Origin of the sequence: Halomonas sp. G15 (assembly GCF_021282295.1) — a bacterium.
In the GTDB taxonomy this organism is placed as follows: Bacteria; Pseudomonadota; Gammaproteobacteria; order Pseudomonadales; family Halomonadaceae; genus Halomonas; species Halomonas alimentaria.
This window is the reverse complement of the sequence record NZ_JAJSPA010000004.1, coordinates 102,936-129,599: the sequence shown is the minus strand read 5'-3', so window position 1 is coordinate 129,599 and position 26,664 is coordinate 102,936. Positions and strand designations below refer to the sequence as shown.

Below are 26,664 nucleotides of genomic sequence, written 5' to 3'. Positions count from 1 at the left end.
GTTTGATATTCTTGATGGTAGACATTCGTCGACGCTCACCCGAACCCCCGAGATTTCGGGACTTCAGGTAAAACAGCGATGCCTTCTATTCTCATTTAGTCGACAAGAATATTGCACGGCACTCCCCGCAGGCGGGAACCGACACCTGCCACGAAAGCAGCATGCAATCGACACTGGCAAAAACGTCGTCTAGCCGCCATAGTGTGCCTGTCGCAACCGCCCAATGGAGCATCATGAGCACGGCACGACAGTCCCGATCCGCGGAACTTCTTGACCCCCCGCGAAGCAGCCCTGACCTCGACGTCAGGGACCTGGAACAACGTACACGCCTCATGCGCATCGTGACCCGGCTGATCGCCGTGTCAGACCTCGGCAGCCGCGAGATCGCTCGCCGCGCCGGGCTGCCGATGCAGAAGATCAGCGACCTCCTCGCGGGGAAGCTGGAGCACCTCTCCATCGATGAGCTACGCCTCGTGCATCGCACCATCGAGCAGCAGGGGGCCACCCACTAGGCCTCCCGGCCACGGCATCACGCAACGCCCTCCGAACAGCGAACGCCCTGCCCCTCCGGCAGGGCGTTTTTTGTCCTGCCGACTCGCCGGAAAAATCCCGGATATTCATTGGCTTGCAAAGCATTACGTGAGCATTAAGCGCTTTCTAACAATCTCTTGACCGACATCAAGGCCATATACCTTGGTCGCAGGTAGCCTTCCGGTATCAGATTTACCTCTTGAATGCGCGGACGATTCCGCCCCACCCAGGCCACCGGAGGCGCCATGGACCCCATTCGCCGCACCCTTCTCGGCCAGCTGGCCCGCCTCAGTGCGGGTGCCGCCCTGATACCGCTCTCCAGCGTTGCCAGCGCCGGCATCAACCAGCAGCCACCCCGTCGAGAAGGCGATCCCAGCAAGCGCTACGGCATGCTCATCGACCTGCGCCAGTGCATCGGCTGCCAGGCCTGCACCGTGTCGTGCCATATCGAGAACGCCGCCCCACTGGGCAGCTTCCGCACCACCGTCTCCCAGTACGAGGTGGAGCATCAGGAGACCGGCGAGGTCGCCACCTTCATGCTGCCGCGCCTGTGCAACCACTGCGAGAACCCGCCCTGCGTGCCGGTGTGCCCGGTGGAGGCCACCTTCCAGCGCCAGGACGGCATCGTGGTGGTCGACAGCGACCGCTGCGTGGGCTGCGCCTACTGCGTCAACGCCTGCCCCTACGACGCCCGCTTCATCAACGAGCGCACCCAGACCGCCGACAAGTGCACCTTCTGCGCCCACCGCCTGGAGGCCGGCCTGCTGCCGGCCTGCGTGGAGAGCTGCGTGGGCGGTGCGCGGATCATCGGCGACATGCGTGATCCGGAGAGCCAGATCAGCCGCATGATCGCCGAGCACCGCGACGAGCTGATGGTGCTGCAGCCGGAGAAGAACACCCTGCCCCAGGTCTTCTACCTCGGCATGGACGAGCGCTTCGTGACTCGCCCCGATGCCGAGCCGGTCGCCCTGGAAGTCCTCGATCCCCACGGCCAGGAGATGGGCTATGAATTCCGCCATTGAGCTGCTCGCCCCGCGCTACGACATCGCCTGGTACCCCTGGGCGGTGCAGTACTTCTTCATGATCGCGCTCTCCTACGCCACCCTGTGGCTGGCCGCTCCGGCGCTGGTGTTCGGCAGGAAAGCCTGGCTGCCCACCGCACGCCTGGCGCTGCTCGCCTGCCTGACCACCACCCTGGTGGCACCGGTGGCGCTGCTCGCCGACCTGCACCAGCCGCTGCGCTTCTGGCACTTCTATGCCTACGCCAACAGCCACTCCTGGATGTCCGTCGGCAGCCTGGTGCTGCCCCTCTACGTGGTCGGGGTGATCGTGCTGGCCTGGCTCGCCTGGCGCCCGGCGCTGCAAGCCCATCGCCAGGCCCCCGGCATTGCCGGCTTCGTCGCCCGCTGGCTGTCGCTGGGCGACGCCCCCACGCCGCGCGCCCTGGTGGTGCTGGTGGGTCTGGGGACCCTGGCCCTCTCCACCGGCATCATGCTCTATACCGGCGCCGAGGTGGCCATCGTCAAGGCCCGCCCGCTGTGGCACACCGTGTGGTTGCCGCCGATGTTCGTGGCCACCGGCTTCATCGCCGCTACCGGCCTGATCCTGGTGCTCAACCGCGTGGCCGGTGAGCGCAGCTCCACGGTCAGTCGGCAGATGCTCAAGGTGATGCTGGGAGCCTGCCTGGTGGCCGGACTCGTCGCCGGCAGCTGGTTCCTCGACGGCATCAACGCCAACGTCGGCTCCGTGGCCGCGGCAATGGAATCCGTGCGCGACAGCGTCGAGTGGCGCAGCACCGCCCTGTGGGGTGGCCTCACCGGCCTGGTCCTGTTCGGCGCCGTGCTCTACCTGCTCACTCGCCCCGCCTCACGCCGCCCGGCACTCTACGCCTGGGCCTGGGTGCTCGGCCTGGTGGCCCTGCACGTCGGCTGGATGTTCCGCTGGGTGGTGCTGATGGACGTGCAGACCGTGGCCCGCCACAGCGCCGGCTTCCACCACTACGGCATCCCCGCCGGCTCGTCCGGCATCCTCGGCATCGTCGGAACCTTCGGCCTGTGGCTCGCCGCCATCCTGCTGATCGACCTCTTCGTGCCGTGGCGCCAGGCCGCCCAGGGCGGCAGCGCCGCCGACGCCTCCCCCGCCGCCCCCGAACATCCTGACGTCGAAGGAGCCCTCCGTCATGGCTAAGTCACCCGACACCTCACGTCGCCGCTTCCTCAAGGGCGCCGCCGCCGCCGGCGGTGCCGCCACCTTCGCCGCCGGCTACTCCGACCCGCTGGTCAAGATGGCCAAGGGCGTCACCGGCAGCGCCGGCGAGAAGCCCGAGCACCGCATCCACGGCAACTCCCTTGCACCGGAGTACACCGTCGACCCCGAGAGCGGCGAGCTGACCCTCAACCCCGACCAGCGCGTGGCCTTCACCGTCTGCTACGGCTGCACCACCAAGTGCGGCGTGCGGGTGCGCGTCGACAACGCCACCGACCAGGTGCTGCGCGTCTCCGGCAACCCCTACAACCCGCTCTCCGCCGACGAGCACCTGCCCATGCGCACCCCGGTGGTCGAGGCCCTGCGCGGGCTGAGCGCCTATGGCGACCAGGGCCAGCAGAACCGCTCCACCGCCTGCGCCCGCGGCAACGCCATGATGGCGCAGATCGACAGTCCCTTCCGCGTCACCCACTGCCTCAAGCGGGTCGGCGGGCGCGGCAGCCGTGAGTGGGAGAAGGTGTCCTTCGAGCAGGTCATCGAGGAGATCTGCGAGGGCGGCGACCTGTTCGGCGAGGGCCATGTGGATGGCCTGCGCGCCATCCACGACGTCGATACCCCCATCGACCCGGAGAACCCCGAGTACGGCCCGAAGGCCAACCAGCTGATGGTGATGGAGGCCACCGACTACGGCCGCTCCGCGCTGCTCAAGCGCTTCGCCTTCAATGCCTTCGGCACCCGCAACTACGGCCACCACGGCTCCTACTGCGGCCTGGCCTATCGCATGGGCTCGGGGGCGGTAATGGACGACCTGGCCAAGAATGCCCACACCAAGCCGGACATCCAGAACGCCCGCTTCATCCTCTACGTGGGCACCGCCCCCAGCCAGGCCGGCAACCCCTTCAAGCGCCAGGGCCGCCTGATCGCCCAGGCGCGCGCCGAGGGCACCCTGGAGTATGTGGTGGTGGACCCGGGCCTCAACGCTTCGGCTTCCCACGCCGCCGACCACAACCGCTGGGTGCCGATCCGTCCAGGCACCGACAGCGCCCTGGCCATGGCCATGATCCAGTGGCTGCTCGACCACGAGGGCTACGCCAAGGCGTTCCTGGAGCTTCCCGGCCAGCCCGCCGCCGAGGCCGCCGGCGAGGCGACCCACACCAATGCCAGCCACCTGGTGATCACGGACGATGCGCACCCGCGCCGTGGCCGCTTCCTGCGCACCAGCGACCTGGGCCTGGCCGAGGCGGACAGCGACGCCGACGTGCCCATGGTGGTGGCCGACGGCGAACTGGCAAAGAGCACCGATGTCATGGCCGCCGAGCTGTTCGTCGACCGCGACGTCGAACTCGTCGGTTCCTCGGAAGGGCCTGGCGAGACCGTGCGGGTCAAGAGCAGCATGGTGCTGCTGCGCGAGTCCGCCAACGAATACACCCTGGCCGAGTATGCCGAGCACTGTGGCATCCCCGAGGCCACCATCGTCGACCTGGCCACCCGCTTCGCCAGCCACGGCCGCCGCGCGGTAACCAACTCCCATGGCGGGATGATGTCCGGTAACGGCTTCTACGCCGCCTTCGGCATGCAGATGCTCAACGTGCTGGCCGGCAACCACAACCGCAAGGGCGGCAGCGCCGCTGGCGGCGGCCAGTTCAACGGCGTCGGCACCGGCCCCCGCTACGACCTGGCCAACTTCCCGGGCAAGCGCGGCCCCAAGGGGGTCTTCCTCTCCCGCTCGCGCTTCCCCTACGAGAAGTCCTCCGAGTACCAGCGCAAGGTGGCCGCCGGCGAGAACCCCTACCCCGCCCGCGCTCCCTGGCGCTCGCTGGCACCGCCCACCCTCACCGAGCACCTGCCCTCGGCGCTGGACGGCTACCCCTACCCAATCAAGGCCGTGATCGGCTGCATGGCCAACCCCATCTACGGCCAGGCGGGCCTCGAGGGGCTGATCGCCGACAAGCTCAAGGACCCGAAGCGCCTGGGACTCTTCGTCGCCGTCGACGGCTTCCTCAACGAGACCAACCGCTACGCCGACTACATCGTGCCGGACTCGGTGATGTATGAGGTGTGGGGCTTCACCGGCGCCTGGAAAGGCAACCTGGGCAAGATGACCACCGCCTGCTGGCCGGTGGTGGAGCCGCGCCAGCAGAAGACCGAAGACGGCGAGCCGGTCTCCATGGAGAGCTTCTTCATCGCCACCGCCAAGCGCCTCGGGCTGCCGGGCTTCGGCGACGAGGCGATCCCCGACGCCGACGGCAACCTGCACCCGCTCAATCGTGCCGAGGACTTCTTCCTGCGCGCGGCCGCCAACGTGGCCATGCAGGGCGAGCCGCTGCCCGCGGCCGACGAGAGCGACATCGCCCACGCCGGCCTGGCCCCGCTGCTGCCCAGGCTTGCGCGCACCCTCAAGCCCGAGGAGCGCGGCCCGGTGGCCTACCTCTATGCCCGCGGCGGTCGCTTCGAGGACTTCAAGGACCATTTCAAGGGCGAGAACCTCACCAGCGCCTGGAAACGCACCCTGTGCGTCTACAACGAGCAGGTGGGCACCAGCATCAACACCCAGTCCGGCGAGCCCAACCGCGGCGTGCCGCGCCATGCCCTGCCGCCGCTGGCCGACGGTCGCGCCATGCGCGAGGTGTTCACCGAGGAGGACTGGCCACTGCTGGCGTTCTCGTTCAAGTCCAACCTGATGAACTCCTACGCCATCGGCCTCGAGCGGCTGCGCATGATCAAGCCCTACAACCCGGTGATGATGCACCGCCAGGATGCCGAGCGCTTCGGCATCCAGCACGGCGATACCATCCGCATCGAGAGCCCCGGCGGCAGCGTGGTCGCCCTGGCACTGGTCGGCGAAGGCGTGATGCCCGGCGCACTGGGCATCGAGCACGGCTACGGCCACCGCGACCTGGGGGCCACCCCCCACGTGATCGACGGCGAGTCCCAGCCCGACCTCGAGTGGCTGCGCGCCGGCATCAACATCAACGACCTGGGCTTCAAGGACCCGACCCGCAGTATCGACGGCACCTGGCTCGAGCCCATCAGTGGCGCCGCCGTGCGCCAGGGCATGCCGATCCGGGTGACCCGCCTGGAGGCCTGAAGAGCGGCGCTTCGCCCCTCGAGGCGAAGCGCTTTTCCTGCCGATGGACACGACGCCCGGGCTATCCGATATCGGAAGCCCGGGCGTTTTTTTGCTATCATGGCGCTCCCCTCACACACAAGGATCACCCCATGCTTCGACGCCTGCCTCGCGCATTGGCGGCGGCGCTGCCGCTGATGTTCGTCTCCTCGCTTGCCGCTGCCAGCCCCTTCGTGTTCACCGCCATCCCCGACGAGGACGAGACACGCCTGCAGGAGCGCTTCCAGAAGGTCGCCGACTACCTCGCGGAGGAGCTCGAGGTCGAGGTGCGCTTCGTGCCGGTGAAGTCCTACGCCGCGGCGGTCACCGCCTTCCGCAATGACCAGGTGCAGCTGGCCTGGTTCGGCGGCCTCTCCGGCGTGCAGGCCCGCGAGCGCGTGCCCGGCTCCAGAGCCCTGGCCCAGGGCGTCGAGGACGCCGAGTTCCGGACCTACTTCATCGCCCACGAGAGCACCGGCCTGGAAGAGGGCGCGGGGCTGGTCGAGGCCATGCGCGACATGACCTTCACCTTCGGCTCCAAGGGCTCCACCTCCGGACGCCTGATGCCCGAGCACTACCTGCGCGAGGCCTTCGGCGAAGCGCCGGAAGAGGTCTTCTCGCGTGTCGGCTTCAGCGGCAACCACAGCCGTACCGCCTCGCTGGTCGCCTCCGGGGCCTACCAGCTCGGCGCCCTCAACTACACCGTGTGGGAAAACGAGCTCGAGGCCGGCAATCTCGATGCCGACAGCGTCAAGGTGGTCTGGCAGACCCCGACCTACCCGGATTACCAGTGGACGATCCGCGGCGACGTCGACGAGCGCTTCGGCGAGGGCTTCGCCGACCGCGTCCAGCAGGCGCTGCTCGACATGGATGACCCCGAGCTGCTCGAGAGCTTCCCGCGCTCCGGCTTCATCCCGGTGGACAACACCGACTACGAGATCATCCGCCAGGTCGGCCAGCAGCTCGACATCCTCGACTGATGACCGCCCTCGCCCTCACCGATGTGGTGGCCGATTACGGCGGGGCCCGCGTGATCGGCCCGCTCGACCTGACACTGGTGCGGGGCGAGCGGGTGGCCCTGGTGGGCAGGAGCGGCGCCGGCAAGTCGACGCTGCTGGGGGTCATGCAGCAGCGCTGGCGACACCAAGGGGCCGCGCTGATGCCCCAGCAGCTGGGCCTGGTGCCCTCGCTGAGCGTGTTCCACAACGTCTACATGGGCGGGCTCGCCAGGCACCCCACCTGGTACAACCTGGTCAGCCTGGCGCGCCCCTTCCGCCGCGATATCGAGGCCATCATGCCGCTGCTCGAGCGCTTCGGCATCGCCGACAAGTGCTGGACCGCGGTCGGCGAGCTGTCCGGCGGTCAGGGCCAGCGGGTCGCCGCCGCCCGGGCGATTCACCAGCGGGGGGACCTGCTGCTCGCCGACGAGCCGATCTCGGCCCTCGACGGCCCACTTGCCGAGCGGGTACTGAGCGCGCTGGGCGAGGCCTACCCCACCGCGGTGCTGGCCATGCATGACGTGGAGCTGGCCCTGCGCTACACCGACCGGGTCGTGGGCATCGTCGAGGGCAGGATCGCCCTGGACGAGGCGAGCCACAGGCTCAGCGCCCGGGACCTGCTGGTGCTCTACTGACATGTGGCACTCGGCAACCGTGCGCACCAGCCTGGGCTTCGTGGCGCTGGCCATCGCCTGCCTGCTCGTGGCCGACTTCCAGATCAGCGCCCATGACCCCTGGGCGGAGCTGGGCCGCCTGTTCCTGGGGCTGGCACAGCCCGACTTCTCCGCCGTGGACTACCTCGGCGAGGCGATCGTGCGCACCCTGGCCTTCGCCTTCGTCGGTGTGGGGCTGGGGGCCGCGGCGGGGCTGCTGCTGGCACTGGTGTTTCGCCATCGCGCGGTGCGCACCACCTGCGCCTTCATCCGCGCCATCCACGAGCTGTTCTGGGCGCTGATCTTCCTGCAGTTCTTCGGCCTGCACCCGCTGACCGGCGTGCTCGCCATCGCCATTCCCTATGCCGGCATCTTCGCCAAGGTCTATGCCGAGATCCTCGACGAGAGCGACCCACAGCCGGCGCAGGTGATCCCCCATGGCACCGGCGTGGTCTCGGCCCTCGCCTACACCCGCTTCAGCCAGGCCTGGCCGCACCTGGCGACCTACACCGCCTACCGGCTCGAGTGCGGCCTGCGCTCCAGCGCCGTGCTGGGCTTCGTGGGCATGCCCACCCTGGGCTTCTACCTGGAGTCCTCGTTCGCCCAGGGCCAGTACACCACGGTGGGGGCGCTGCTGCTGCTGTTCTATGCGCTGATCGCCACCCTCAGGCTGTGGGCCCGCCCGCGCCTGCTGCCCCTCTACCTGCTGGCCGCCCCCTTCCTGCTCGGCGAGGGGCTGCCGATCCGCTGGCAGAGCGTCTCGCGCTTCTTCACAGAGGATATCGTTCCCGAGCCGCTGCGCCAGGGCGAGGGGGTCGCCGGGCTCATGCCCTGGCTGGGGGACCTGCTCGCCAACGAGGCGCTGCCGGGCATCTGGAATACCCTGCTGCTGACCCAGATCGCCCTGGTGGCGACCGGCCTGCTGACGCTCATGCTGTATCCGCTGGTGTCGCAGCATTTCACCGGGCGCCATCTCTCCGGCCGGATGCGCGGCGCGCTGGGCCACGGCGTGCTGGTGATCCTGCGCTCGACCCCCGAGTACCTGCTGGCCTTCATCCTGCTGCAGCTGTGGGGCCCCTCGATGCTGCCGGCGGTGGTGGCACTGGCCATCCACAATGGCGGCATCATCGGCCACCTGGTGGGCCAGCGCAGCAACGAGATCACGCTGCGTGCCGATGCCCCGCGCGGCATCGAACGCTACGCCTTCGAGCTGACCCCGCGGCTCTACGGTCCCTTCCTGGCCCTGCTCTTCTACCGCTGGGAGATCATCATGCGCGAGACCGCCATCCTCGGCATCCTCGGCATCGCCACCCTGGGCTTCTATGTCGACAGCGCCATCCAGGAGATCCGCTTCGACCGGGCCATGGTCCTGATCCTGATCACCGCCCTGCTCAATATCGGCGTGGACATCCTGGCACGCCATCTGCGCAACCGCCTGCGCCTGCGGCATACCGCTAGCTGCGAGCCCTGACGGCGCCCGACGCTACTCCTGTGAGTCGGTCACCGCCCCGGTGCTGGCCGAGCTGACCAGCCTCGCATACTTGGCCAGCACCCCGCGGGTATAGCGCGGCGCCGGCTGCTGCCAGGCGGCGCGGCGGCGCATCAGCTCCTCGTCGGTGAGGTCGACGTCGATGGTGTCGGCCTCGGCGTCGATGGTGATGCGGTCGCCGTCCTCCACCAGCGCCAGCGGGCCGCCGTCGAAGGCCTCCGGGGTCACGTGGCCGACCACGAAGCCGTGGCTGCCGCCGGAGAAGCGCCCGTCGGTGATCAGCGCCACCTCGCTGCCCAGCCCACGGCCCATGATCGCCGAGGTGGGGGTGAGCATCTCGCGCATGCCGGGCCCGCCGCGCGGCCCCTCGTAGCGAATCACCACCACGTCGCCGGCCACCACGGTGCCGTCGTTGATGCGTGCCTGGGCCTCCTCCTCGGAGCCGAACACCCTGGCGGTGCCGGAGAAGCGCGTGCCCTCCTTGCCGGTGATCTTGGCCACCGCGCCCTCGGGCGCCAGGTTACCGTGCAGGATGCGCAGGTGGCTCTCGGCCTTGATGGGCGCATCCAGGGCCGCGATGATCCGCTGGTCGTCGGGATAGGGGGCGACGCTCGCCAGGTTCTCGGCAAGCGTCTTCCCGGTCACGGTCAGACAGTCGCCGTGCAAGAGGCCGGCGTCGAGCAGGATCTTCATCAACGGCTGGATGCCGCCGATCGCCACCAGCTCGCTCATCATGTAGTGGCCGCTGGGGCGCAGGTCGGCCACCACCGGCACCCGCTTGCCGATGCGGGTGAAGTCCTCGAGGCTCAGCTCCACCCCGATGGTGCGAGCCATGCCGATCAGGTGCAGCACCGCATTGGTGGAGCCGCCCAGGGCGATCACCACGCTGATGGCATTCTCGAAGGCCTCCCGGGTCATGATGTCCGAGGGCTTGAGGTCGCGCTCGAGCAGCTCGAGCACCGCGGCACCGGCCGCCTCGCAGTCCTCGCGCTTGTCGTTGGAGACGGCGTTCTGGGCGGAGCTTCCCGGCAGGCTCATGCCCAGCGCCTCGATGGCCGAGGCCATGGTGTTGGCGGTATACATGCCGCCGCAGGAGCCCGGGCCGGGGATCGCCGTCTCCTCGATCTGCTTGAGCTCGATCAGGTCGATGTCGCCGCGGCTGTGGGCGCCCATGGCCTCGAACACCGAGACGATGTCGGTGTGGCCCTTGCCGGGCAGGATGGTGCCGCCGTAGACGAACACGCTGGGGCGGTCGAGGCGTGCCAGCCCCATCAGGCAGCCCGGCATGTTCTTGTCGCAGCCGCCGATGGCCACCAGGCCGTCGAAGCCCTCGCAGCCGGCCACCGTCTCGATGGAGTCGGCGATCACCTCCCGAGACACCAGCGAGTACTTCATTCCCTCGGTGCCGTTGGCGATGCCGTCGGAGATGGTGATGGTGTTGAAGATCACCCCCTTGCCGCCGGCGGCATCGGCGCCGTCGCTGGCGTGGCGCGCCAGCTCGTCGATATGGCTGTTGCAGGGGGTGAGGTTGCTCCAGGTGGAGGCGATCCCCACCTGGGGCTTCCTGAAGTCTTCATCGGTGAAGCCCACCGCGCGAAGCATGGCGCGGCTGGCCGCCTTGCCGGGACCATCCACCACCGTGGCGGAGTGGCGGCGGCGGGAATCCTTCGGGGTATCGCTCATGGCAGGGCTCCTGTGAAGATGACGTGAACCTCAGAGGGTGGACCGCAACTCATGTGGCTGTCCATGCCCCCTGCCAACCTTGCCACAATGAACGATGGCGGCTACTCTTTATCGCAAAGTGCGATAGAGCAGCCGCCATGCATGTCATCACCCAGAAGCGCATCTGGGAAGCCAAGCAGAAATGGCCCCAGGCCGCCTCTGCACTGGATGCCTGGTATCGGCTCATGAAGTCGAGCGAGCCCGGCAGCTTTGCCGAGATGAAGGCACTGTTCCCCGCCACCGACAAGGTCGGCCGACAGCATGTCTTCGATATCGGTGGCAACAAGATTCGCCTCATCGCAGTGGTGCACTATCGATTCAAGAAGGTCTATATCCAGCACGTCCTCGACCATACCGAATACGACAGGGGCACCTGGAAGGAGTGAACATGACCAGCATCGTCCAACAGGCGGCCGCCCACTGGCGCTTCGTGGCCCCCCTGCTCAATGCCCCGGAATCGGAAGACGACTACGATGCCCTTGTCGCAGCGCTCGATGAGCTGCTGGAACTGGTCGGAGACGACGAGGAGCACCCCCTGGCAAGCCTCGCCTCACACATGGGTGACCTGATCGAGGAGTACGACGACGCCCATCGCCCGATGCCGGACGTCAGGGGGGCCGACATGCTCCGCCAGCTAATGCAGTGGCACGGCCTCGACCAGTCGAGCCTGCCGGAAGTCGGCACCCAATCGGTGATCTCGGAGATCCTGAACGGCAAGCGACGCCTGAACGTTCGCCAGATCAAGGCCCTGACCCAGCGCTTCGGGCTACCCGCCGACCTCTTTCTCGACTGAGGGAGCCCCCCTCTTCCCCGAAAGCAAAGCCCACCGCAAGCAACTCGGGCATGGCGACTGCTTCGCTCAGCGCGGCACCACGGCGTCATGGAAGGCACGCTCCTTCGCCACCGTCTCGCGGAAGCACTCGGCCATGCGGGCGAAGGCGGCGTCATCGAGCGCCTCGGCCTCCTCGTCCAGGCGGCGGCGCAGCCAGGCCACGAACTCCTGGAAGGCGGGGTTGTCGTGCAGGTCGATCCACTCCCCCATCAGCGGGTGCAGGTCGCCTGCACGCGTCACCCGCAGCGCCCACTCCAGGTAGACCCACTCGGTGACCACCAGCACCGCCAGGATCTCCGCATAGCCGCCGCGATCACCGGTCTCGCGCAGCAGCGCCTGGAAGGCCCGGGTCTCGGGCAGCCAGGCCGGCGCCTCGGGCGTCGAGGCCGGGACTCCGAAGGCCTCGAAGGTGCGCTGGAAGGTGCTGTTCTCGTCGCTGGTCAGCATGCCCATGAACTGCCCCAGCACCACCCGGTCCGCCATGCACGGCGCCCGGCCGATGGCGAAGCCAATCAGCGCGGTGAAGGGATCCACGAAGCCGTAGTCCTGCGCCATGTAGGCGGCGAAGTCGGCACCCGAAAGCCGCCCCTCGGCCAGAGCGTCGAACAGCGGATGGTTCACGGTAGAAGACCAGTCGGGCTCGCTGATCTCGCGCAGCCAGTCGGTGAGGCGCGGCGCGTCCTGCTGCGCGGCCCAGGCGTTGAAATCGGCGCGGGGGTTCATCGGGCGTCTCCTTCGCGGGCGGGCTGGAGCCTCTCGCCCGGACGCAGCCAGGCGACCAACAGGCTGACGAGCGTCGAGCCGACCAGTGCCCCCAGGAAGGGCGGAAGCGTCGGGATGCTGCCGGGGAAGGTGGCCGCCAGCATGCCGGCGGCGAAGCTGCCCTGCGCGATCCAGCCCGGCACGATGGCCCCGAGCATGCCGGCCACGCCGCCGACCACCGCGGCCAGCGGCGACATGCGCCGCCACAGCCCCAGCAGCACCGGCACCACGATGGCCGCGCACAGGAGGTCCGCGATCAGGAAGAGGCGCAGCACCGAGAAGCCCTGCAGGGCCACCCAGACCACCGGCACCATCAGCGCCACTGTCACCAGGCGCGCGGCGCGCACCGAGAGCCCGCGCCGGCCGCTGCTGGCCACCGCCATGGAGGCGATGGCGTTCTGCAGGGTATCGACGCTCGAGGCCACCAGGGTCACCGCCAGCACCAGCGCCGGCAGGCCCAGCCAGGCCGGCGCCGCGGAGAGCAGCGCGAAGAAGGGCATCGGCGGCTCGCCCAGCGGCAGGGCGTGCATCGCCGCCAGCATCCCGAGCCCGCCGATGGCCATCACCACCAGCAGGCTGCTGGCGCCGCCCAGCAGTGCCCCGCGGCTCAGGGCGCGGTCGTTCTCGGCGGCCCAGATGCGCTGCCAGTAGCCCTGGTGGAACAGGTTGGCCGCGGTCACCGCGATCACCAGGGTCAGCGCCACGGAGAGCGCACTGCTGGCGGGAATGGAAGGCATCGTCGCCTCGGCGGGCATCGGCGGCAGCCACCACCAGGCCACGCCGCCCACCAGTACCAGCAGGGCCAGCAGCAGCCAGGCCTGCCAGCGATCGGTGGCTAGGCTCGCCCGCAGGCCGCCCAGGGTGGTATAGACCAGGGTGACCACCGCCAGCCCCAGGATCACCAGCGCGGGCGGCACATCCGAGAGGATGGCGGCGATGGCGCCGATGGCGGTGAGCTCGGCGGCCAGGAAGAGCGCCATGTAGGCCACCGAGACGAAGGCCACCCAGCGGCGCACCCCGGCGCCATAGCAGGCCTCGGCGAACTCGCCGATGCTGCGGCCTTGCGGCAGGTGGCGGCGGATCGCCGGGCCGTAGAGCCCCAGCACGATGAAGGGCAGCGAGGAGCCGATGGCATAGCCGGCCAACGCCACCGGCCCCACGAAGGCGCCGATCTCCGGCGGCGCGAAGAGGATCCAGGCGCCCATGCCGGAGGCCAGGAACGACAGGCCGATGGCCTGGGCACCCTGGGAATTGCGGGCGGTCACGTAGTCATCGAGGGGGCCATCGGCCCGGCGGGCCCGCAGGCCCAGGAAAGCAAAGCACAGCAGCGCCGCGCCGAGCACGGCAGACGTCAGGTAGGGCATGTCGCGCTTCCTCCGCCGGTATGAACCGGATCAGGTTCCAGGGTCGGCGCTTGGCCCTCTCAGCCCCCGCGGATGCGGCGGGACTCCCCTGGCGACAAGTGAATGAATTGTGAGGTCACGCCTCGCACAGCGGCAAGGCGTGACCGGAAGCATCATAGCGAGACAGAGTCCTGCCTGCCAGTGGACCAGCGAGACATGCTCAACTACTCGTCGGCGCAGAGGATCTTCACAGCGCTCAATACGCGCAACGGTGTACAAGCCACCCCTCTTGATTAGTATGAGTGGATACTATCGGCATAGAGCGGGGAGCCAGCTTTGCTGAATATCGATACTCGTCTTCGCCAAGCAGCATTTCAGCGCCTTGAAGCCATCGCACAACAATACTCGAATGATGTGCCCTGGGAGGCCATTGCCCAGCCGGTCCCCTTGGATGGGGAGTCTTTCTTCATCGCCAGCAGAGCAATCGGCATCTTCAAACCCAAGCAGATGCCAGATGGCATCCTGAGTATCAAAACCGTGGTCCCCAAGCAGGGCAGGATCAATATCTATTCCGATGGTGATAGCGACGAGGGTGGCTTCTGGTATTCGCTTGAGGCAGGAGGAACAGCCAAGCCCGCGAATCGCCAGCTCTTAATCAGCTACGAGCGACAGGATCCGATCATCTACCTAGTGGGCGTCGCTCCAGGCCGCTACCTTCCTTTATGGCCCTGCTACATCGACAACATGGACCTGGCCAGAGAGTTATGCCATGTCAGCATGAACGACCGAATTGGCCAGATGCGCCATGTCGCAGAAAACCATGGCGCCTACAGGACGGATGAGATAGAGAAACGCTACGTAATCCGTGAAGCCAAAACGCGGGTTCATCAGGCTGAATTCCGTGCGCGAGTGATGCTGGCATATTCCAACCGCTGCGCCATGACGGGGCTGCCAGTGCCACAACTACTGGAGGCGGCACATATTATTCCCGACATCGATCAGGACAGCACCGCAGAAGTGAGCAATGGCATATCCCTCAGCCGGCTGCATCATAGGGCTTACGATGCTGACTTGATCGGCATTGACCCCAACTACCGCATCCACCTGAATGATGAGCTGCTCTCGACTCAGGATGGGCCTCTGCTTGAGAGCATGAAGCAGCTCGACGGCCAGCGAATCTCCATCCCCAGACACGCTAGAGATAAGCCGAGCCAGGAGGCACTGGAACTGCGTTATCAGCGATTCTTGTCGCGCTAAAGCCTATTTCTTCTCTCGCGGCACCCGCCCCATCAGATAGAACTCCTCGTTGGGCGGCGTGCCGGTCAGGGTGACCAGCCGGTTGGAGAGGCCGAAGAAGGCGGCGATGGCGCCGATGTCCCAGATGTCATCGCGGGTGAAACCGGCATCCGCCAGGCGGGCCTCCCATTCGTCGGTGAGTTCCCCCACCTCCAGGCTGCAGTGCATGGCGAAGTCGATCATGATGCGGTGGCGCTCGCTGATCGGTGCCGTGCGGTGGTTGACGGCCACCTGGTCGGCCAGCAGCGGATCCTTGCTGTAGATGCGCACCAGGGCGCCGTGGGCCACCACGCAGTAGAGGCAGCGGTTGCGGGCACTGGTGGCCACAACGATCATTTCCTTCTCTGCCTTGGTGAGCGTGTCGGACTCCCGCTCCATCAGGGCGTCGTGATAGGCGAAGAAAGCGCGGAACTCGGCCGGCCGGTGGGCCAGCATCAGGAAGACGTTAGGCACGAAGCCGGCCTTCTCCTGCACCGCCAGCATGGCGTCACGGATGTCCTCGGGCAGGTCCTGGATCGATTCGGGTACGGGAAAGCGGCTGATAGGGGTGGTCATGCTGACTCCTGATTGTGCTTGTTATAAGACTATTCCAGTTAACGTCAACGTCATATTGCTGTCCATACACCGACGGTCGAAAGAGGGTAACAAAAGCACGCGGCCCCGCCTCTCTCGAGGCGGGGCCGCGTTGTCACCGAGCGAGCGTGATCAGCTCAGCGAGATGGTGCTGTTGATGCCGCTGGAGACGTTCTCCGGCTCGAACCAGCGGGCGGTGACGGTCTTGGTCTGGGTCCAGAAGGCAATGGCCTGCTTGCCGTTGGGGCCCAGGTCACCGAGCTTGGAGGCGCGCGAGCCGGTGAAGCTGAAGTAGGCGACCGGCACCGGGATCGGCACGTTGATGCCCACCTGGCCGACGTCGATGTCGCTCTCGAAGCGGCGCGCCACCCAGCCGGAGTTGGTGAAGATGGAGGTGCCGTTGCCGTTGGGGTTGGCGTTGATGAACTCGATCGCCTCGTCGAGGGTGTCGACGGTGACCACGCAGAGCACCGGGCCGAAGATCTCCTCACGGTAGATGGTCATCTCCGGAGTGACGTCGGTGAACAGGGTGGGTCCGACGAAATTGCCGTCCGGGTAGCCCTCCACCTGGTAGCCGCGGCCGTCCACCAGCAGGTTGGCGCCCTCCTTCTCGCCGGCGGTGATCAACCGCTCGACGCGCTCCTTGGCCTGGGGCGAGACCAGCGGGCCGAGGTCGGCGTCGGTCTGGGTGCCGGGGCCCACCTTCATGGTCCTGGTGCCCTCGACGATGTCTTCCAGCCACTCGCGGGCCTCGCCCACCAGCACCACAACGGAGTTGGCCATGCAGCGCTGACCGGCGGCGCCATAGGCGGAGCCCAGCAGGTTATTGATGGCCTGGCTGCGGTTGGCGTCGGGCATCACCACACAGTGGTTCTTGGCGCCCATCATCGACTGCATCCGCTTGCCGGCAGCAGCGGCGCGGTTGTAGAGCAGCGAGCCCACGTGGGTGGAGCCGATGAAGGAGAGCGCCTTGATGTCGGTATGGTCGGCGATCTGGTTGGCGACGTCCGGGCCGCCGTGCACCACGTTGAGCACCCCGGCCGGGATACCTGCCTCGTGGGCCAGCTCGACCAGACGCATGGTGGAGCTCGGGTCCTGCTCGGAGGGCTTGAGCACGAAGGTGTTACCGGTGGCGATGGCCAGCGGGAACATGAAGCAGGGCAGCATGATGGGGAAGTTGAAGGCGGTGATGCCGGCACCCACGCCCAGCGGCTGGTTCAGGGTATAGACGTCCACCTCGTTGGCGGCGTTCTCGGCCAGCTCACCCAGCTGCAGGGAGGTGATCGAGCAGGCGTGCTCCACCACTTCCAGGCCGCGACCCACCTCACCGGCGGCGTCGGGCAGGGTCTTGCCGTGCTCCTCGGTGATCAGCGCGGCCAGCTCGTCGGTGTTGTCGCGGATCAGCGCCTGCAGCTTGAGCATGATGCGCATGCGCTTGGCCAGCGGCACCTTGCGCCAGGTCTTGAAGGCCTCCTTGGCGCTGGCCACGGCGCGCTCGACCTCCTCGGCGGTGCAGAACGGCACCCGGGCGACCACTTCCTGGGTGGCCGGGTTGACCACGTCGCGCCACTCCTGGCTCTGGGACTGGACGGGCTGGCCGTCGATGTACATGGGGATTTCGCGGACTGACATGGGCGTACTCCTTGGATGCTGTCGCTGTCAGGGTGCTGGCTTGTTGTTGTGGAGCACCGCGGCGCTCGCTGCCGTCACCCGACATTAGACTTTGTGTGTATAAAAACACGGAAGACTATGAGGACGAGTCTATCCAGAGGTCGCATGGCGTGACAACGGGTACTCGGGCACATTGCTTGTGCACAGATGCACAACCATCGTTGCCCGGGAACACCCAACATGCTCGACTGGCACGACATCCAGATCTTCCTTGAAGTGGCCCGCAGCCAGCGGCTCACCGATGCCGCCCGTCGCCTGGGGCTGGACCACTCCACCCTCTCGCGGCGCACGCGGCGCTTCGAGCAGAAGCTCAACACCCAGCTCTTCGAGCGCAGCACCCACGGCTACCACCTCACCGAGGCCGGCCAGCAGCTGCTCGCCCACGCCGAGGAGATGGCTCGCCACGCCTTCGAGGCGGGCGAGAGCCTCTCCGACAAGGATCACCAGGTGAGCGGACAGATCCGCCTGGGGGTCACCGAGGGGTTCGGCACCTGGGTGATCGCCCCGCTGCTCTCGGCCTTCTGCGAGCGCCACCCCGGTGTCACCCTGGACCTGCTCGCCCTGCCCCGGGTGGTCAACCTGAGCCGCCACGAGGCGGACCTGGCCATCACCGTTGAGCGCCCCGTGAGCCCGGGCCTGGTGATCTCGCGGCTATGCGACTACCGGCTGCGCCTCTACGGCAGCCAGGGCTATCTCGACCGCCACGGGCGGCCGGCGCGCCTGGCCGAACTGGGCGAACATCGCCTTGTCGGCTACGTCGACGACCTGATCTTCAGCCAGCAGCTCAGTTATCTGGAGCCGCTGGTGGATCCCGCGGTGGTGGGCCGGCCGCCCCACTTCACCGTGCGCAGCACCAGCGTGACCACCCAGCAGGTGGCCTGCCGCCACGGCGCGGGGCTGGCCGTGCTGCCCTGCTTCATGGCCGAGACGGACACAGGGCTCGAGCGCGTGCTGGCCGAGGAGGTCGCCGTCGACCGCCAGTTCTGGATCACCGCCCGCCAGGAGCAGCGCCGACTGGCCCGAGTGCGCCTGCTGTGGGACTTCCTGCGCGAGGCGCTGGAGACCAATCGCGCCTTCCTGATGGGCGAGGCGAAGGCGCTGGTGATCCCTGCGACCGGCGCCGACTGACGGCCTGCGAAGAGACGCCCCTCGCGGCAACGCCGAACACGGCCATCACCCCGGGGTGGAATAACGACAGAGGGACCATTCGGGCTTGTTCCGGTCGGTCCCTTTTTCAGCCTTCGGTTGCGTGGAGGGCGTAGCAGCCCTGGCGCCGAACCACGATAAAGTTTTGCTATCGCCAGGGTCGGCAATCTCGCATTGTCCTAATGGATCCACAGGGAGTAGCTTGAAGAGGACTCCCGGGGAATGAGCCAGGGCACAGACAGGCTTGTGGCCGAGAGTTGACCAGGCTCATTGCCCCGCCGGAGTGCCATCGTCTATACAGAGGTGGCAGCTCCTCAACGCAGACAGGAAGGAAGAGCAACATGGGTGATCAGCAGAACGCAGGCAAGTGTCCGGTCATGCACGGTGGCAACACCGCCACGGGCCGCGACAACATGGACTGGTGGCCGGAAGCCCTCAACCTGGACATCCTCCACCAGCATGATCGCAAGACCGACCCGATGGGCGAGGACTTCGACTATCGCCAGGAGGTCCGCAAGCTTGACTTCGACGCGCTGATGAAGGACATGCATGCCCTGATGAACGACAGCCAGTCGTGGTGGCCGGCAGACTGGGGCCACTATGGCGGCCTGTTCATCCGCATGTCCTGGCACGCGGCGGGTACCTACCGCATCGCCGACGGCCGCGGCGGCGGCGGCACCGGCAACCAGCGCTTCGCACCGATCAACTCCTGGCCGGACAACGCCAGCCTGGACAAGGCGCGTCGCCTGCTGTGGCCGATCAAGAAGAAGTACGGCAACCAGATCAGCTGGGCCGACCTGATCATCCTGGCCGGCAACGTCGCCTATGAATCCATGGGCTTCAAGACCTTCGGCTTCTCCTTCGGCCGCGAGGACATCTGGCACCCCGAGAAGGACATCTACTGGGGCGCCGAGAAGGAGTGGCTGGCTCCCTCCGACGAGCGCTACGGTGACGTCGACAAGCCCGACACCATGGAAAACCCGCTGGCCGCGGTGCAGATGGGCCTGATCTACGTGAACCCCGAGGGGGTCAACGGTCAGCCCGACCCGATCAAGACCGGCGAGCAGGTACGCGAGACCTTCGCCCGCATGGCGATGAACGACGAGGAGACCGCGGCGCTGACCGTCGGCGGCCACACCGTCGGCAAGTGTCACGGTAACGGGGATGCTGCCGCCCTGGGCCCGGAGCCCGAGGCCGCGGACGTCGAGGAGCAGGGCTTCGGCTGGACCAACCCCAATATGGGCGGCAAGGCCGCCAACGCGGTGACCTCCGGTATCGAGGGTGCCTGGACCAAGAACCCGACCCAGTTCGACATGGGCTACTTCGACGCCCTGCTCGATCATGAGTGGGAGCTCAAGAAGAGCCCCGCCGGTGCCTGGCAGTGGGAGCCGGTGGACATGAAGGAGGAGGATAAGCCGGTCGACGCCAGCGACCCCTCCAAGCGCCACAACCCGATCATGACCGACGCCGACATGGCGATGAAGATGCACCCTGACTACCGGAAGATCCTGGACAAGTTCCGCCAGGATCCCGAGTACTTCAAGGACTGCTTCGCCCGTGCCTGGTTCAAGCTGATCCACCGCGACATGGGGCCCAAGTCCCGCTACATCGGCCCCGACGCCCCGGACGAGGACATGATCTGGCAGGATCCGGTCCCCGCCGGCAGCACCGACTACTCCATCGAGGTGGTCAAGCAGAAGATCGCCGAGAGCGGCCTCTCCATCGGCGAGATGGTCAGCACCGCCTGGGACAGCGCGCGCACCTTCCGCGGCTCCGACATGCGCGGCGGCGCCAACGGCGCGCGCATCCGCCTGGCCCCGCAGAAGGACTGGGAGGGCAACGAGCCGGCACGCCTGGCAAAAGTGCTCAAGGCCTACGAGAAGATCTCCGCCGAGACCGGTGCCAGCGTGGCCGACGTGATCGTGCTGGGCGGCAGCGTGGGCATCGAGCAGGCCGCGAAGGCCGCCGGCCACGACATCCTGGTGCCCTTCATCCCGGGTCGTGGCGACGCCAGCGACGAGATGACCGACGCCGACTCCTTCGAGCCGCTGGAGCCGCTGGCCGATGGCTTCCGCAACTGGCAGAAGAAGGATTACATCGTCAAGCCGGAGGAGATGCTGCTCGACCGCGCCCAGCTGATGGGGCTGACCGCCCCGGAGATGACCGTGCTGATCGGCGGCATGCGGGTGCTGGGTACCAACCACGGCGGCAGCAAGCACGGCGTGTTCACCGATCGCGAGGGTCAGCTGACCAACGACTTCTTCGTCAACCTGACCGACATGGCCTACGCCTGGAAGCCGGCCGGCAACGGCACCTACGAGATCCGTGATCGCCAGAGCGACCAGACCAAGTGGACCGCCAGCCGCATCGACCTGGTGTTCGGTTCCAACTCCATCCTGCGCTCCTACGCCGAGGTGTACGCCCAGGACGACAACGAGGCGAAGTTCGTGAAGGACTTCGTCAAGGCCTGGACCAAGGTGATGAACGCCGACCGCTTCGACGTCGAGAAGCTGCAGAAGTAAGGCTGCCTGCGCCGGGCAATCGCCCGGCCAGAATGCCGATAGAGAAATACCGGTACCGAGGTACCGAGACAGAGACGCCCGGGGAAACCCGGGCGTCTTTTTTGTTTACAGATGGCTGGCCGCGATGGCTCAGGTCCCGCAGAAGGTGCGCAGCACCCGCTCGGCGGCAGGCGCCGGCTCGGCGTACGCCTCGCATCCGGACTGCTCGGCATAGGGCTCGGCCAGCACCTCACGCAGGGCCTCGAAGGGGGCGAAGTCGTCATGCTCGGATGCCGCGGCGATGGCCCGCTCCACTTGGTGGTTCCGGGGAATATAGAGCGGGTTGGTCGCGTTCATGCGCGCGGCGACCGCCTCGGGCGAGGCCGCCTCCCGGGCCAGGCGCTCGCGCCAGCGCGGCAGCCATTCGCGCAGGGCCTGGCTGTCCTCGAACAGCTCGAGGAGCGCGGGGGCATCCTCTTGCAGTGCCTCACTCAGGCGACGAAATGCCAGGGTGAAATCGGCGCGGCCGGCCGCGAGCGTCTCGAGGAAGGCCTCGACCAGCGCGCGGTCGCCCTCCTCTTCCCCGGCCAGCCCCAGCTTGGCGCGCATCACTCCCAGCCACTCCGCCTCGTACCGTGTCTCATAGCGCTCGATCACCGCGGTGGCCTTCTCGATCGCCGCCTCCTGGTCGTCGTCGATCAGCGGGATCAGCGTCTCGGCGAAGCGTGCCAGGTTCCACTGGGCGATCCATGGCTGATTGCGATAGGCGTAGCGCCCCTGCTCGTCGATGGAGCTGAATACCATGGTCGACGAGTAGGCCTCCATGAAGGCACAGGGGCCATAGTCGATGGTCTCGCCGGAAATCGCGCAGTTGTCGGTGTTCATCACGCCATGGATGAAGCCGAGCCCCATCCACTTCGCCACCAGCGCCGCCTGGCGCTCTGCCACTGCCTCCAGCAGGGCCAGGTAGCGCTCGCCCTCGGCGAGCTCGGGGCCCAGAAGGTGTGGATAGTGGCGCTCGATGGCCATATCGGCCAGGGTGCGTACCGCCTCCACGTCGTCCCGGGCGGCGAAGTACTGGAAGGTGCCGACGCGCAGGTGGCTCGAGGCCACCCGGGTCAGCACCGCGCCGGGCTCCGGCACCCGCCGGAACACCCGCTCGCCGCTGGTCACTGCGGCCAGTGCCCGGGTGGTGGGCACGCCGAGCCGATGCATCGCCTCGCTGACCAGGTACTCGCGCAGCACCGGCCCCAGCGGCGCGCGCCCGTCGGCGCCCCGGGAGAAGGGTGTCATGCCGGCGCCCTTGAGCTGGATATCGCGCAGCCGTCCTTCGCGGTCGACCACCTCGCCGAGCAGCACGGCGCGGCCATCGCCCAGGCGCGGGTTGAAGTGACCGAACTGGTGACCGGCGTAGGCCTGGGCGACGGGGTCGGCGCCCGGCGGCACGGCGTTGCCGGAGAACCACTCGGCGGCACGCTGCTCATCGAAGGTCGTCAGGTCGAAGCCCAGCGCCTCCGCCAGCGGCCGGTTGAAGGCCACCAGCCGCGGCTCGGGCACCGGCACCGGGTCAAAGCGCAGATAGAAGCGCTCGGGCAGGCGGGCATAACGCAGGCTGAACTCGGGAAACATGGCGGCTCCGGTCGGCGGTTGGGGCGTGAATACCCGAGTATAACGCTCGGGATTTCGGCTTTCGACCTATTGCCGCCATAGCGGGTTCAGTCCGCAGCCATCGGTGCCAGCGCCTCGCGGATCAGCTCTGCCAGGCGCCGGGCCGGCTCGGTGGGGCGTCGGGCGGCGCGATGCAGGGCCAGCTCCACCGCGGGCAGCGCCGGCAGGCCGCTTGACTCATCCAGGGCGCGCAGCTGGGGACCGAGCATGCTGCGGGTGACCACCACGATGGCAAGCCCCGCCTGCACCACCGGCGCCAGCCCGGCCATGGACTGGCTGGTATAGGCCACCCGCCAGGTACGACCGGCGGCGGCCAGGGCATCCTCCGCCACCTCGCGGAAGAGGTCGGCGCCGGGGGAGTAGAGCGCCAACGGCAGCGGATCGGATAGCGGCGGCTGGCGCTCCAGCCCCACTGCCCAGGCCAGGGGCTCACGACGGATCACCTCGCCACCCGGTGAACGCCGCTGACGGGTCACCAGGGCCAGGTCCAGCTCGTCGGCACGCACCCGCTCCACAAGGTCGGTGCTGGTGCCGCAGGTCACCTGCAGCCCCACATCCGGATAGAGCTGATGGAACCAGGAGAACACCGCGGTGAGCAGCGGGGCGTAGTCCTCGGGAATCCCCAGGTTGAGCTCACCGGTGACACGCCGGGCACGCATGTCGGCCAGCGCCTCGTCGTTGAGCGCCAGCAGCCGGCGGGCATGACCCAGCAGGCGCTCGCCCTCGGCGGTGAAGCGGATGCGCCTTCCCTGCCGTTCGTGAAGTGCCACGCCAAGCGCTGCCTCCAGGCGCGAGAGCTGCATGCTCACCGTGGACTGGGTGTAGGCCAGGCGCCGCGCCGCGGCAGTGACGCTGCCGGTATCGGCTACCGCCACCAGGGTGCGCAGCAGGCTCAGGTCGAGCGTCGGGGCACGCATTGATTCATCATGCTCCTTGATGAATACCTTCAATAAAGATCGTTATCTTGATGAGTATGGCATGGCTAGCATGGCGGCAGCATCCCACTGCCCACGATCACGCCATCAGGAGGCTCGACCATGCAGCTGCACCGCTCACACCTCACCCACTCTCCCTGGCTTGGCGGTGGCGCCGCGGCGCTGGCGGTGGTGCTGTGGGCGCTGGTACCGCTGCTGGCCGCCCAGGCAGGCGAGCTTCCGCCGCTGCGTCTCTCGGCCCTGGCCCTGCTCGCCGGCGCCCTCGGCACCCTGCCCATGGCACGCCGTCGGCGCCATCGGGATGCCCCGCTTCGCCCACTGCACGGCGTGCTCGTCTATCTGGGCGTGCCGCTGCTGATCACCGGTGCGGTGGGGGCCTGCTTCGCCGCCTTCACCCTGGCCCCCGCCGAGGAGGCGGCGCTGATCCTCTACACCTGGCCGGTGCTGTTCCTGCTGGCCAGCCAGTGGCTGGTGCTGGGGCGGCTGTCGGCGAGCAGCCTGATCGGTGCCGGCCTGGCATTCTCCGGCGCGGCCCTGCTGGTGGCGCCCCAGGCGCTGGCCGGCGGCGTCTCGGGCGCCTGGGGTGGCTACCTGCTGGCCGCCCTCGGGGCACTTTGCTGGGCGCTCTACTCCCTGGCCGCTCGCGTCTCGGCCTGGCGCCTGGGGGAGCGCATGCCACACCTGCTGCTGATCGCCAGCGTGCTGACCGGCAGTGCCAGCCTGGCCCTGGAGGGCATCATTGCCCTGCCCTCGCTGGAGGTCCTGATGGTCGCCGTCAGCCTGGGGCTGGGGCCCTACGGGCTGGCGATGCTGGCCTGGGACCGCGCCATGCGCGACCCGCTCGGCCACCGGGTCGGCAACCTGGCCCATGCGGTGCCGGTGCTGGCCACTCTGTTCCTGGTACTGGCCGGTGTGGCCACGCCGGACTGGCGGCTGCCGGTGGCGTCAGCGCTGGTGGTGGCGGGCAGCATGGCCGCATGCCGGGAGCCGGCGCGGGGAGGCCACCTCCTTGCATCTCGTCGTTTTCGCAGGAGCTGAGGCCCGTTACCCCCTCGATCAGGGCAGATTGGACATTCGTCATTCGGGTGGGTAGGGTATACGGCCCCGGATCAGGACAATGTATACAACAATCGATCCCTGACGGGCCAAGGCCACGCTGCCTGCCCAACCTGGTCTTGCCTCACCGCAGACTGGATCGCCGTACCTTCGACTGACCGTCGACGACGCCATCGAAAGAGAAGGAATCCATGTCGCTACACTACGCCGACAAGGGCCGCTGCATGCCGCGCCGCCCGCCACCTGCCTCCCCCGCGCTGGGGTAAGCCTTACCCACGGCCCTTTCGCCGTGCCTTGCCGATAGCCCCGCCGCGCCGTTGCCGACTGCGCAGGCTCTCGCCTGGGCGCTCGACAGCTCGCCCGGCCATTCGGCAAACCCGCCCCATCTCCATCACTGCGTCCGACATGCGGCCTGGACCGACATGTAAGAGACGTGTCCGTTCCATCTACCGAGGGATTGCCCTTGAACAGCGAAACGCTCTACCAGTTCTCGACCCTGACCGTCATCCTGCTGCTGCTCGCCTTCTACGGCGGCACCTACCTGATGACGCTCGGCATCCGCAAGAAGAACGAGGATGCCGACGCCTACATGGTCTCCAACCACCGAATCGGCTTCGGCATGGGCGCGGCCAGCATGACCGCCACCTGGATCTGGGCGGCCTCCTTCTATGCCGCGGCCACCTCCGGCTACACCTATGGCGTCTCGGGCCCCATCCACTATGGCCTGTGGGGGGCGCTGATGATCCTCTTCATCTACCCCTTCGGCCGGCGCTTCCGCAAGCTCGCCCCCAACGCCCACACCCTGGGCGAGCTGATCCACGCCCGCCACGGCTCCTCCAGCCAGCTGATCCTCGCCCTCTCCAACGTGCTGGGCAGCGTGATCAGCCTGATGGTCAACTTCACCGCCGCCGGCGCGCTGGTCTCGGTACTCTCGCCGCTCTCCTTCCAGGCCGGGGTGATCATCGCCGGCGTCGGCGTGCTGTTCTATACCCTGTGGTCCGGCTTCCGCGCCTCGGTGCTGACCGACTTCGCCCAGCTGGTGGCGCTCATGGCCATTGCCATCGTGATCATTCCCGCGGTGTTCTTCGCCATGGGCGGCCCCAGCGAGCTGGTCGCCGGCCTCGACAACCTGACAGCCGAGCAGGCCAACTTCTTCTCCAGCGAGGCGATCCTGCAGCAGGGCGCGCCCTTCTTCGTCGCCGTGCTGGCCTATGCCATCGGTAACCAGACCATCTCCCAGCGCCTGTTCGCGGTGAACGAGGACCACATCAAGCCCACCTTCCTCACCGCCACCGTGGGCTACGGCGCCATCGTCATCGGCCTGGGCATGATCGGCCTGATGGCCCTGACCCTGGGCGTACAGCCCCTCGACGGCAACATGAACAACCTGATCCCGCAGATGGTCTCCGGATACCTGCCGCCGGTGTTCATCGCGCTGTTCTTCATCCTGGTGATCGGCTCGCTCTCCTCCACCGCCGACTCCGACCTCTCGGCGCTGTCGGCGATCATGATGGCCGACGTCTATGGCAAGAACATCGCCCGCGGCAAGGCCGATCCCAAGCGCATGCTGCTGGTGGGCCGCCTGACCATGATCACCGCCACCATGGTGGGCATCGTCTTCGCCAGCTTCTCGCTGGATATCCTGGTGATGCTGGTGTTCGTGGGCGCGCTGTGGGGCGCCATCGTCTTCCCGGTGATCGCCAGCTGCTTCTGGAACCGCGTGACCAACGCCGCCTTCACCACCTCGGTGCTGGTGGCCATGGTGCTGTTCTGCGCCGCCCGCTTCGAGCTTGTCGACCTCGCCGGCCCCGGTGGCCTGTTCTTCGAGCTTCTGGCCAGCATCGGCGGCGGCGTGATCATCGGCCTGATGGTGTTCGGCTTCCTGGGCCGCACCGCCGGCTTCATCGCCGGGACCCTGGCGCTGATCGCCATGCTGATCTTCGCCACCGGCTTCCTGCGCGACTACACCGTGCTGCTCGCCTCGCTGACTGCCTACGGCACCAGCACCCTGGTGTGCGTGGTGATGAGCCTGACCAGCCGCCAGGAGAACTTCGACTTCGCCACCATCGGCGACCGGGTGGGCGACTACGACAGCCATGAGGCCGAGCCCGACGCGGGCGAGGCGATCCCGGCCTCTGCCGGCCTCGCCGCCCAGCGCTGAATACGCGGGCTTGCTC

21 protein-coding genes and 1 riboswitch are annotated in these 26,664 nt (G+C 67.6%); of the genes, 14 read left to right on the top strand and 7 right to left on the bottom strand.

Annotated features, from left to right (window positions below; genetic code table 11):
• Positions 1-161 precede the first annotated feature (161 nt).
• The 7 genes from LWH48_RS18220 to LWH48_RS03875 all read left to right on the top strand — a co-directional run bounded on the left by LWH48_RS18220 (position 162) and on the right by LWH48_RS03875 (position 8,964).
• Positions 162-512 carry an XRE family transcriptional regulator gene (locus LWH48_RS18220; protein WP_332875608.1) on the top strand — a complete coding sequence of 117 codons (351 nt, stop codon included), beginning with the start codon at positions 162-164 and terminating at the stop codon, positions 510-512.
• Positions 513-776: 264 nt separating this feature from the next.
• Positions 777-1,553: a sulfate reduction electron transfer complex DsrMKJOP subunit DsrO gene (dsrO, locus tag LWH48_RS03900; protein ID WP_232911358.1), complete on the top strand. Its 777-nt coding sequence runs from the start codon at positions 777-779 to the stop codon at positions 1,551-1,553.
• Positions 1,537-2,718: an NrfD/PsrC family molybdoenzyme membrane anchor subunit gene (gene nrfD / locus LWH48_RS03895; RefSeq protein ID WP_232911357.1), complete on the top strand. Its 1,182-nt coding sequence runs from the start codon at positions 1,537-1,539 to the stop codon at positions 2,716-2,718. Before dsrO ends, nrfD begins: the two co-directional genes overlap by 17 nt.
• Positions 2,711-5,824, top strand: coding sequence for a molybdopterin dinucleotide binding domain-containing protein (locus LWH48_RS03890; RefSeq protein ID WP_232911356.1), 3,114 nt, complete (start codon positions 2,711-2,713; stop codon positions 5,822-5,824). Before nrfD ends, LWH48_RS03890 begins: the two co-directional genes overlap by 8 nt.
• 131 nt (positions 5,825-5,955) lie before the next feature.
• Positions 5,956-6,822: a putative selenate ABC transporter substrate-binding protein gene (locus tag LWH48_RS03885; RefSeq protein WP_442908293.1), complete on the top strand. Its 867-nt coding sequence runs from the start codon at positions 5,956-5,958 to the stop codon at positions 6,820-6,822.
• Positions 6,822-7,475, top strand: coding sequence for an ATP-binding cassette domain-containing protein (locus LWH48_RS03880; protein WP_232911355.1), 654 nt, complete (start codon positions 6,822-6,824; stop codon positions 7,473-7,475). The genes LWH48_RS03885 and LWH48_RS03880 overlap by 1 nt, the downstream gene beginning before the upstream one ends.
• A gap of 1 nt (position 7,476) precedes the next feature.
• The gene (locus tag LWH48_RS03875) at positions 7,477-8,964 is read left to right on the top strand and encodes a PhnE/PtxC family ABC transporter permease (RefSeq protein ID WP_232911354.1); all 1,488 of its coding nucleotides are present in this window, start codon (positions 7,477-7,479) and stop codon (positions 8,962-8,964) included.
• 12 nt (positions 8,965-8,976) lie between these two features.
• Here the strand turns inward: LWH48_RS03875 and ilvD are convergent, their stop codons facing one another.
• Positions 8,977-10,665, bottom strand: coding sequence for a dihydroxy-acid dehydratase (ilvD, locus tag LWH48_RS03870; RefSeq protein ID WP_232911353.1), 1,689 nt, complete (start codon positions 10,663-10,665; stop codon positions 8,977-8,979).
• A gap of 137 nt (positions 10,666-10,802) precedes the next feature.
• On the opposite strand from ilvD, the gene LWH48_RS03865 reads away from it, so the two are divergent.
• Entirely contained in the window at positions 10,803-11,090 is a 288-nt protein-coding gene (locus LWH48_RS03865) for a type II toxin-antitoxin system HigB family toxin (RefSeq protein ID WP_089676257.1), read from the top strand.
• Between the two features lie 2 nt (positions 11,091-11,092).
• On the top strand, positions 11,093-11,497 hold the full coding sequence (locus LWH48_RS03860; protein WP_232911352.1) for a helix-turn-helix domain-containing protein: 405 nt from the start codon (positions 11,093-11,095) through the stop codon (positions 11,495-11,497).
• A gap of 66 nt (positions 11,498-11,563) precedes the next feature.
• On the opposite strand, the gene LWH48_RS03855 is transcribed toward LWH48_RS03860, so the two are convergent.
• Complete coding sequence (locus LWH48_RS03855; protein ID WP_232911351.1) at positions 11,564-12,259, bottom strand: TenA family protein; 696 nt, start codon at positions 12,257-12,259, stop codon at positions 11,564-11,566.
• A complete protein-coding gene (locus LWH48_RS03850) occupies positions 12,256-13,662 on the bottom strand; it encodes a sodium:solute symporter (protein WP_232911350.1) in 1,407 nt (468 codons plus the stop codon). The genes LWH48_RS03855 and LWH48_RS03850 overlap by 4 nt, the downstream gene beginning before the upstream one ends.
• Positions 13,652-13,762, bottom strand: a riboswitch (TPP riboswitch). (Overlaps the previous gene by 11 nt.)
• Positions 13,763-13,977: 215 nt before the next feature.
• Between LWH48_RS03850 and LWH48_RS03845 the strand changes: the two genes are divergently transcribed.
• The gene (locus LWH48_RS03845) at positions 13,978-14,898 is read left to right on the top strand and encodes an HNH endonuclease (RefSeq protein ID WP_232911349.1); all 921 of its coding nucleotides are present in this window, start codon (positions 13,978-13,980) and stop codon (positions 14,896-14,898) included.
• A gap of 3 nt (positions 14,899-14,901) precedes the next feature.
• On the opposite strand, the gene LWH48_RS03840 is transcribed toward LWH48_RS03845, so the two are convergent.
• Positions 14,902-15,492 (bottom strand): peroxidase-related enzyme, encoded by a 591-nt coding sequence (locus tag LWH48_RS03840; protein ID WP_232911348.1) that lies wholly within the window; start codon positions 15,490-15,492, stop codon positions 14,902-14,904.
• Between the two features lie 150 nt (positions 15,493-15,642).
• The gene (locus LWH48_RS03835) at positions 15,643-17,142 is read right to left on the bottom strand and encodes a CoA-acylating methylmalonate-semialdehyde dehydrogenase (RefSeq protein ID WP_232911347.1); all 1,500 of its coding nucleotides are present in this window, start codon (positions 17,140-17,142) and stop codon (positions 15,643-15,645) included.
• Positions 17,143-17,361: 219 nt separating this feature from the next.
• On the opposite strand from LWH48_RS03835, the gene LWH48_RS03830 reads away from it, so the two are divergent.
• Both LWH48_RS03830 and katG read left to right on the top strand, forming a co-directional pair.
• A complete protein-coding gene (locus tag LWH48_RS03830) occupies positions 17,362-18,309 on the top strand; it encodes a LysR family transcriptional regulator (RefSeq protein ID WP_232911346.1) in 948 nt (315 codons plus the stop codon).
• Positions 18,310-18,668: 359 nt separating this feature from the next.
• Positions 18,669-20,849: a catalase/peroxidase HPI gene (gene katG, locus LWH48_RS03825; RefSeq protein ID WP_232911345.1), complete on the top strand. Its 2,181-nt coding sequence runs from the start codon at positions 18,669-18,671 to the stop codon at positions 20,847-20,849.
• Between the two features lie 129 nt (positions 20,850-20,978).
• Here the strand turns inward: katG and LWH48_RS03820 are convergent, their stop codons facing one another.
• Complete coding sequence (locus LWH48_RS03820; RefSeq protein ID WP_232911344.1) at positions 20,979-22,457, bottom strand: protein adenylyltransferase SelO; 1,479 nt, start codon at positions 22,455-22,457, stop codon at positions 20,979-20,981.
• Between the two features lie 86 nt (positions 22,458-22,543).
• Positions 22,544-23,413 carry a LysR substrate-binding domain-containing protein gene (locus tag LWH48_RS03815; protein ID WP_232911343.1) on the bottom strand — a complete coding sequence of 290 codons (870 nt, stop codon included), beginning with the start codon at positions 23,411-23,413 and terminating at the stop codon, positions 22,544-22,546.
• A 120-nt stretch (positions 23,414-23,533) separates the two neighbouring features.
• Between LWH48_RS03815 and LWH48_RS03810 the strand changes: the two genes are divergently transcribed.
• On the top strand, positions 23,534-24,469 hold the full coding sequence (locus LWH48_RS03810) for a DMT family transporter (protein ID WP_232911342.1): 936 nt from the start codon (positions 23,534-23,536) through the stop codon (positions 24,467-24,469).
• A 481-nt stretch (positions 24,470-24,950) separates the two neighbouring features.
• Complete coding sequence (locus tag LWH48_RS03805; RefSeq protein ID WP_161430703.1) at positions 24,951-26,648, top strand: sodium:solute symporter family protein; 1,698 nt, start codon at positions 24,951-24,953, stop codon at positions 26,646-26,648.
• Positions 26,649-26,664 lie beyond the last annotated feature (16 nt).

Excerpts from the sequence above, each read along its gene's own strand:
- LWH48_RS18220 (WP_332875608.1), top strand. The coding sequence starts at position 162 with ATGCAATCGACACTGGCAAAAACGTCGTCTAGCCGCCATAGTGTGCCT.
- dsrO (WP_232911358.1), top strand. The coding sequence starts at position 777 with ATGGACCCCATTCGCCGCACCCTTCTCGGCCAGCTGGCCCGCCTCAGT.
- nrfD (WP_232911357.1), top strand. The coding sequence starts at position 1,537 with ATGAATTCCGCCATTGAGCTGCTCGCCCCGCGCTACGACATCGCCTGG.
- LWH48_RS03890 (WP_232911356.1), top strand. The coding sequence starts at position 2,711 with ATGGCTAAGTCACCCGACACCTCACGTCGCCGCTTCCTCAAGGGCGCC.
- LWH48_RS03885 (WP_442908293.1), top strand. The coding sequence starts at position 5,956 with ATGCTTCGACGCCTGCCTCGCGCATTGGCGGCGGCGCTGCCGCTGATG.
- LWH48_RS03880 (WP_232911355.1), top strand. The coding sequence starts at position 6,822 with ATGACCGCCCTCGCCCTCACCGATGTGGTGGCCGATTACGGCGGGGCC.
- LWH48_RS03875 (WP_232911354.1), top strand. The coding sequence starts at position 7,477 with ATGTGGCACTCGGCAACCGTGCGCACCAGCCTGGGCTTCGTGGCGCTG.
- ilvD (WP_232911353.1), bottom strand. The coding sequence starts at position 10,665 with ATGAGCGATACCCCGAAGGATTCCCGCCGCCGCCACTCCGCCACGGTG.
- LWH48_RS03865 (WP_089676257.1), top strand. The coding sequence starts at position 10,803 with ATGCATGTCATCACCCAGAAGCGCATCTGGGAAGCCAAGCAGAAATGG.
- LWH48_RS03860 (WP_232911352.1), top strand. The coding sequence starts at position 11,093 with ATGACCAGCATCGTCCAACAGGCGGCCGCCCACTGGCGCTTCGTGGCC.
- LWH48_RS03855 (WP_232911351.1), bottom strand. The coding sequence starts at position 12,259 with ATGAACCCCCGCGCCGATTTCAACGCCTGGGCCGCGCAGCAGGACGCG.
- LWH48_RS03850 (WP_232911350.1), bottom strand. The coding sequence starts at position 13,662 with ATGCCCTACCTGACGTCTGCCGTGCTCGGCGCGGCGCTGCTGTGCTTT.
- LWH48_RS03840 (WP_232911348.1), bottom strand. The coding sequence starts at position 15,492 with ATGACCACCCCTATCAGCCGCTTTCCCGTACCCGAATCGATCCAGGAC.
- LWH48_RS03835 (WP_232911347.1), bottom strand. The coding sequence starts at position 17,142 with ATGTCAGTCCGCGAAATCCCCATGTACATCGACGGCCAGCCCGTCCAG.
- LWH48_RS03830 (WP_232911346.1), top strand. The coding sequence starts at position 17,362 with ATGCTCGACTGGCACGACATCCAGATCTTCCTTGAAGTGGCCCGCAGC.
- katG (WP_232911345.1), top strand. The coding sequence starts at position 18,669 with ATGGGTGATCAGCAGAACGCAGGCAAGTGTCCGGTCATGCACGGTGGC.
- LWH48_RS03820 (WP_232911344.1), bottom strand. The coding sequence starts at position 22,457 with ATGTTTCCCGAGTTCAGCCTGCGTTATGCCCGCCTGCCCGAGCGCTTC.
- LWH48_RS03815 (WP_232911343.1), bottom strand. The coding sequence starts at position 23,413 with ATGCGTGCCCCGACGCTCGACCTGAGCCTGCTGCGCACCCTGGTGGCG.
- LWH48_RS03810 (WP_232911342.1), top strand. The coding sequence starts at position 23,534 with ATGCAGCTGCACCGCTCACACCTCACCCACTCTCCCTGGCTTGGCGGT.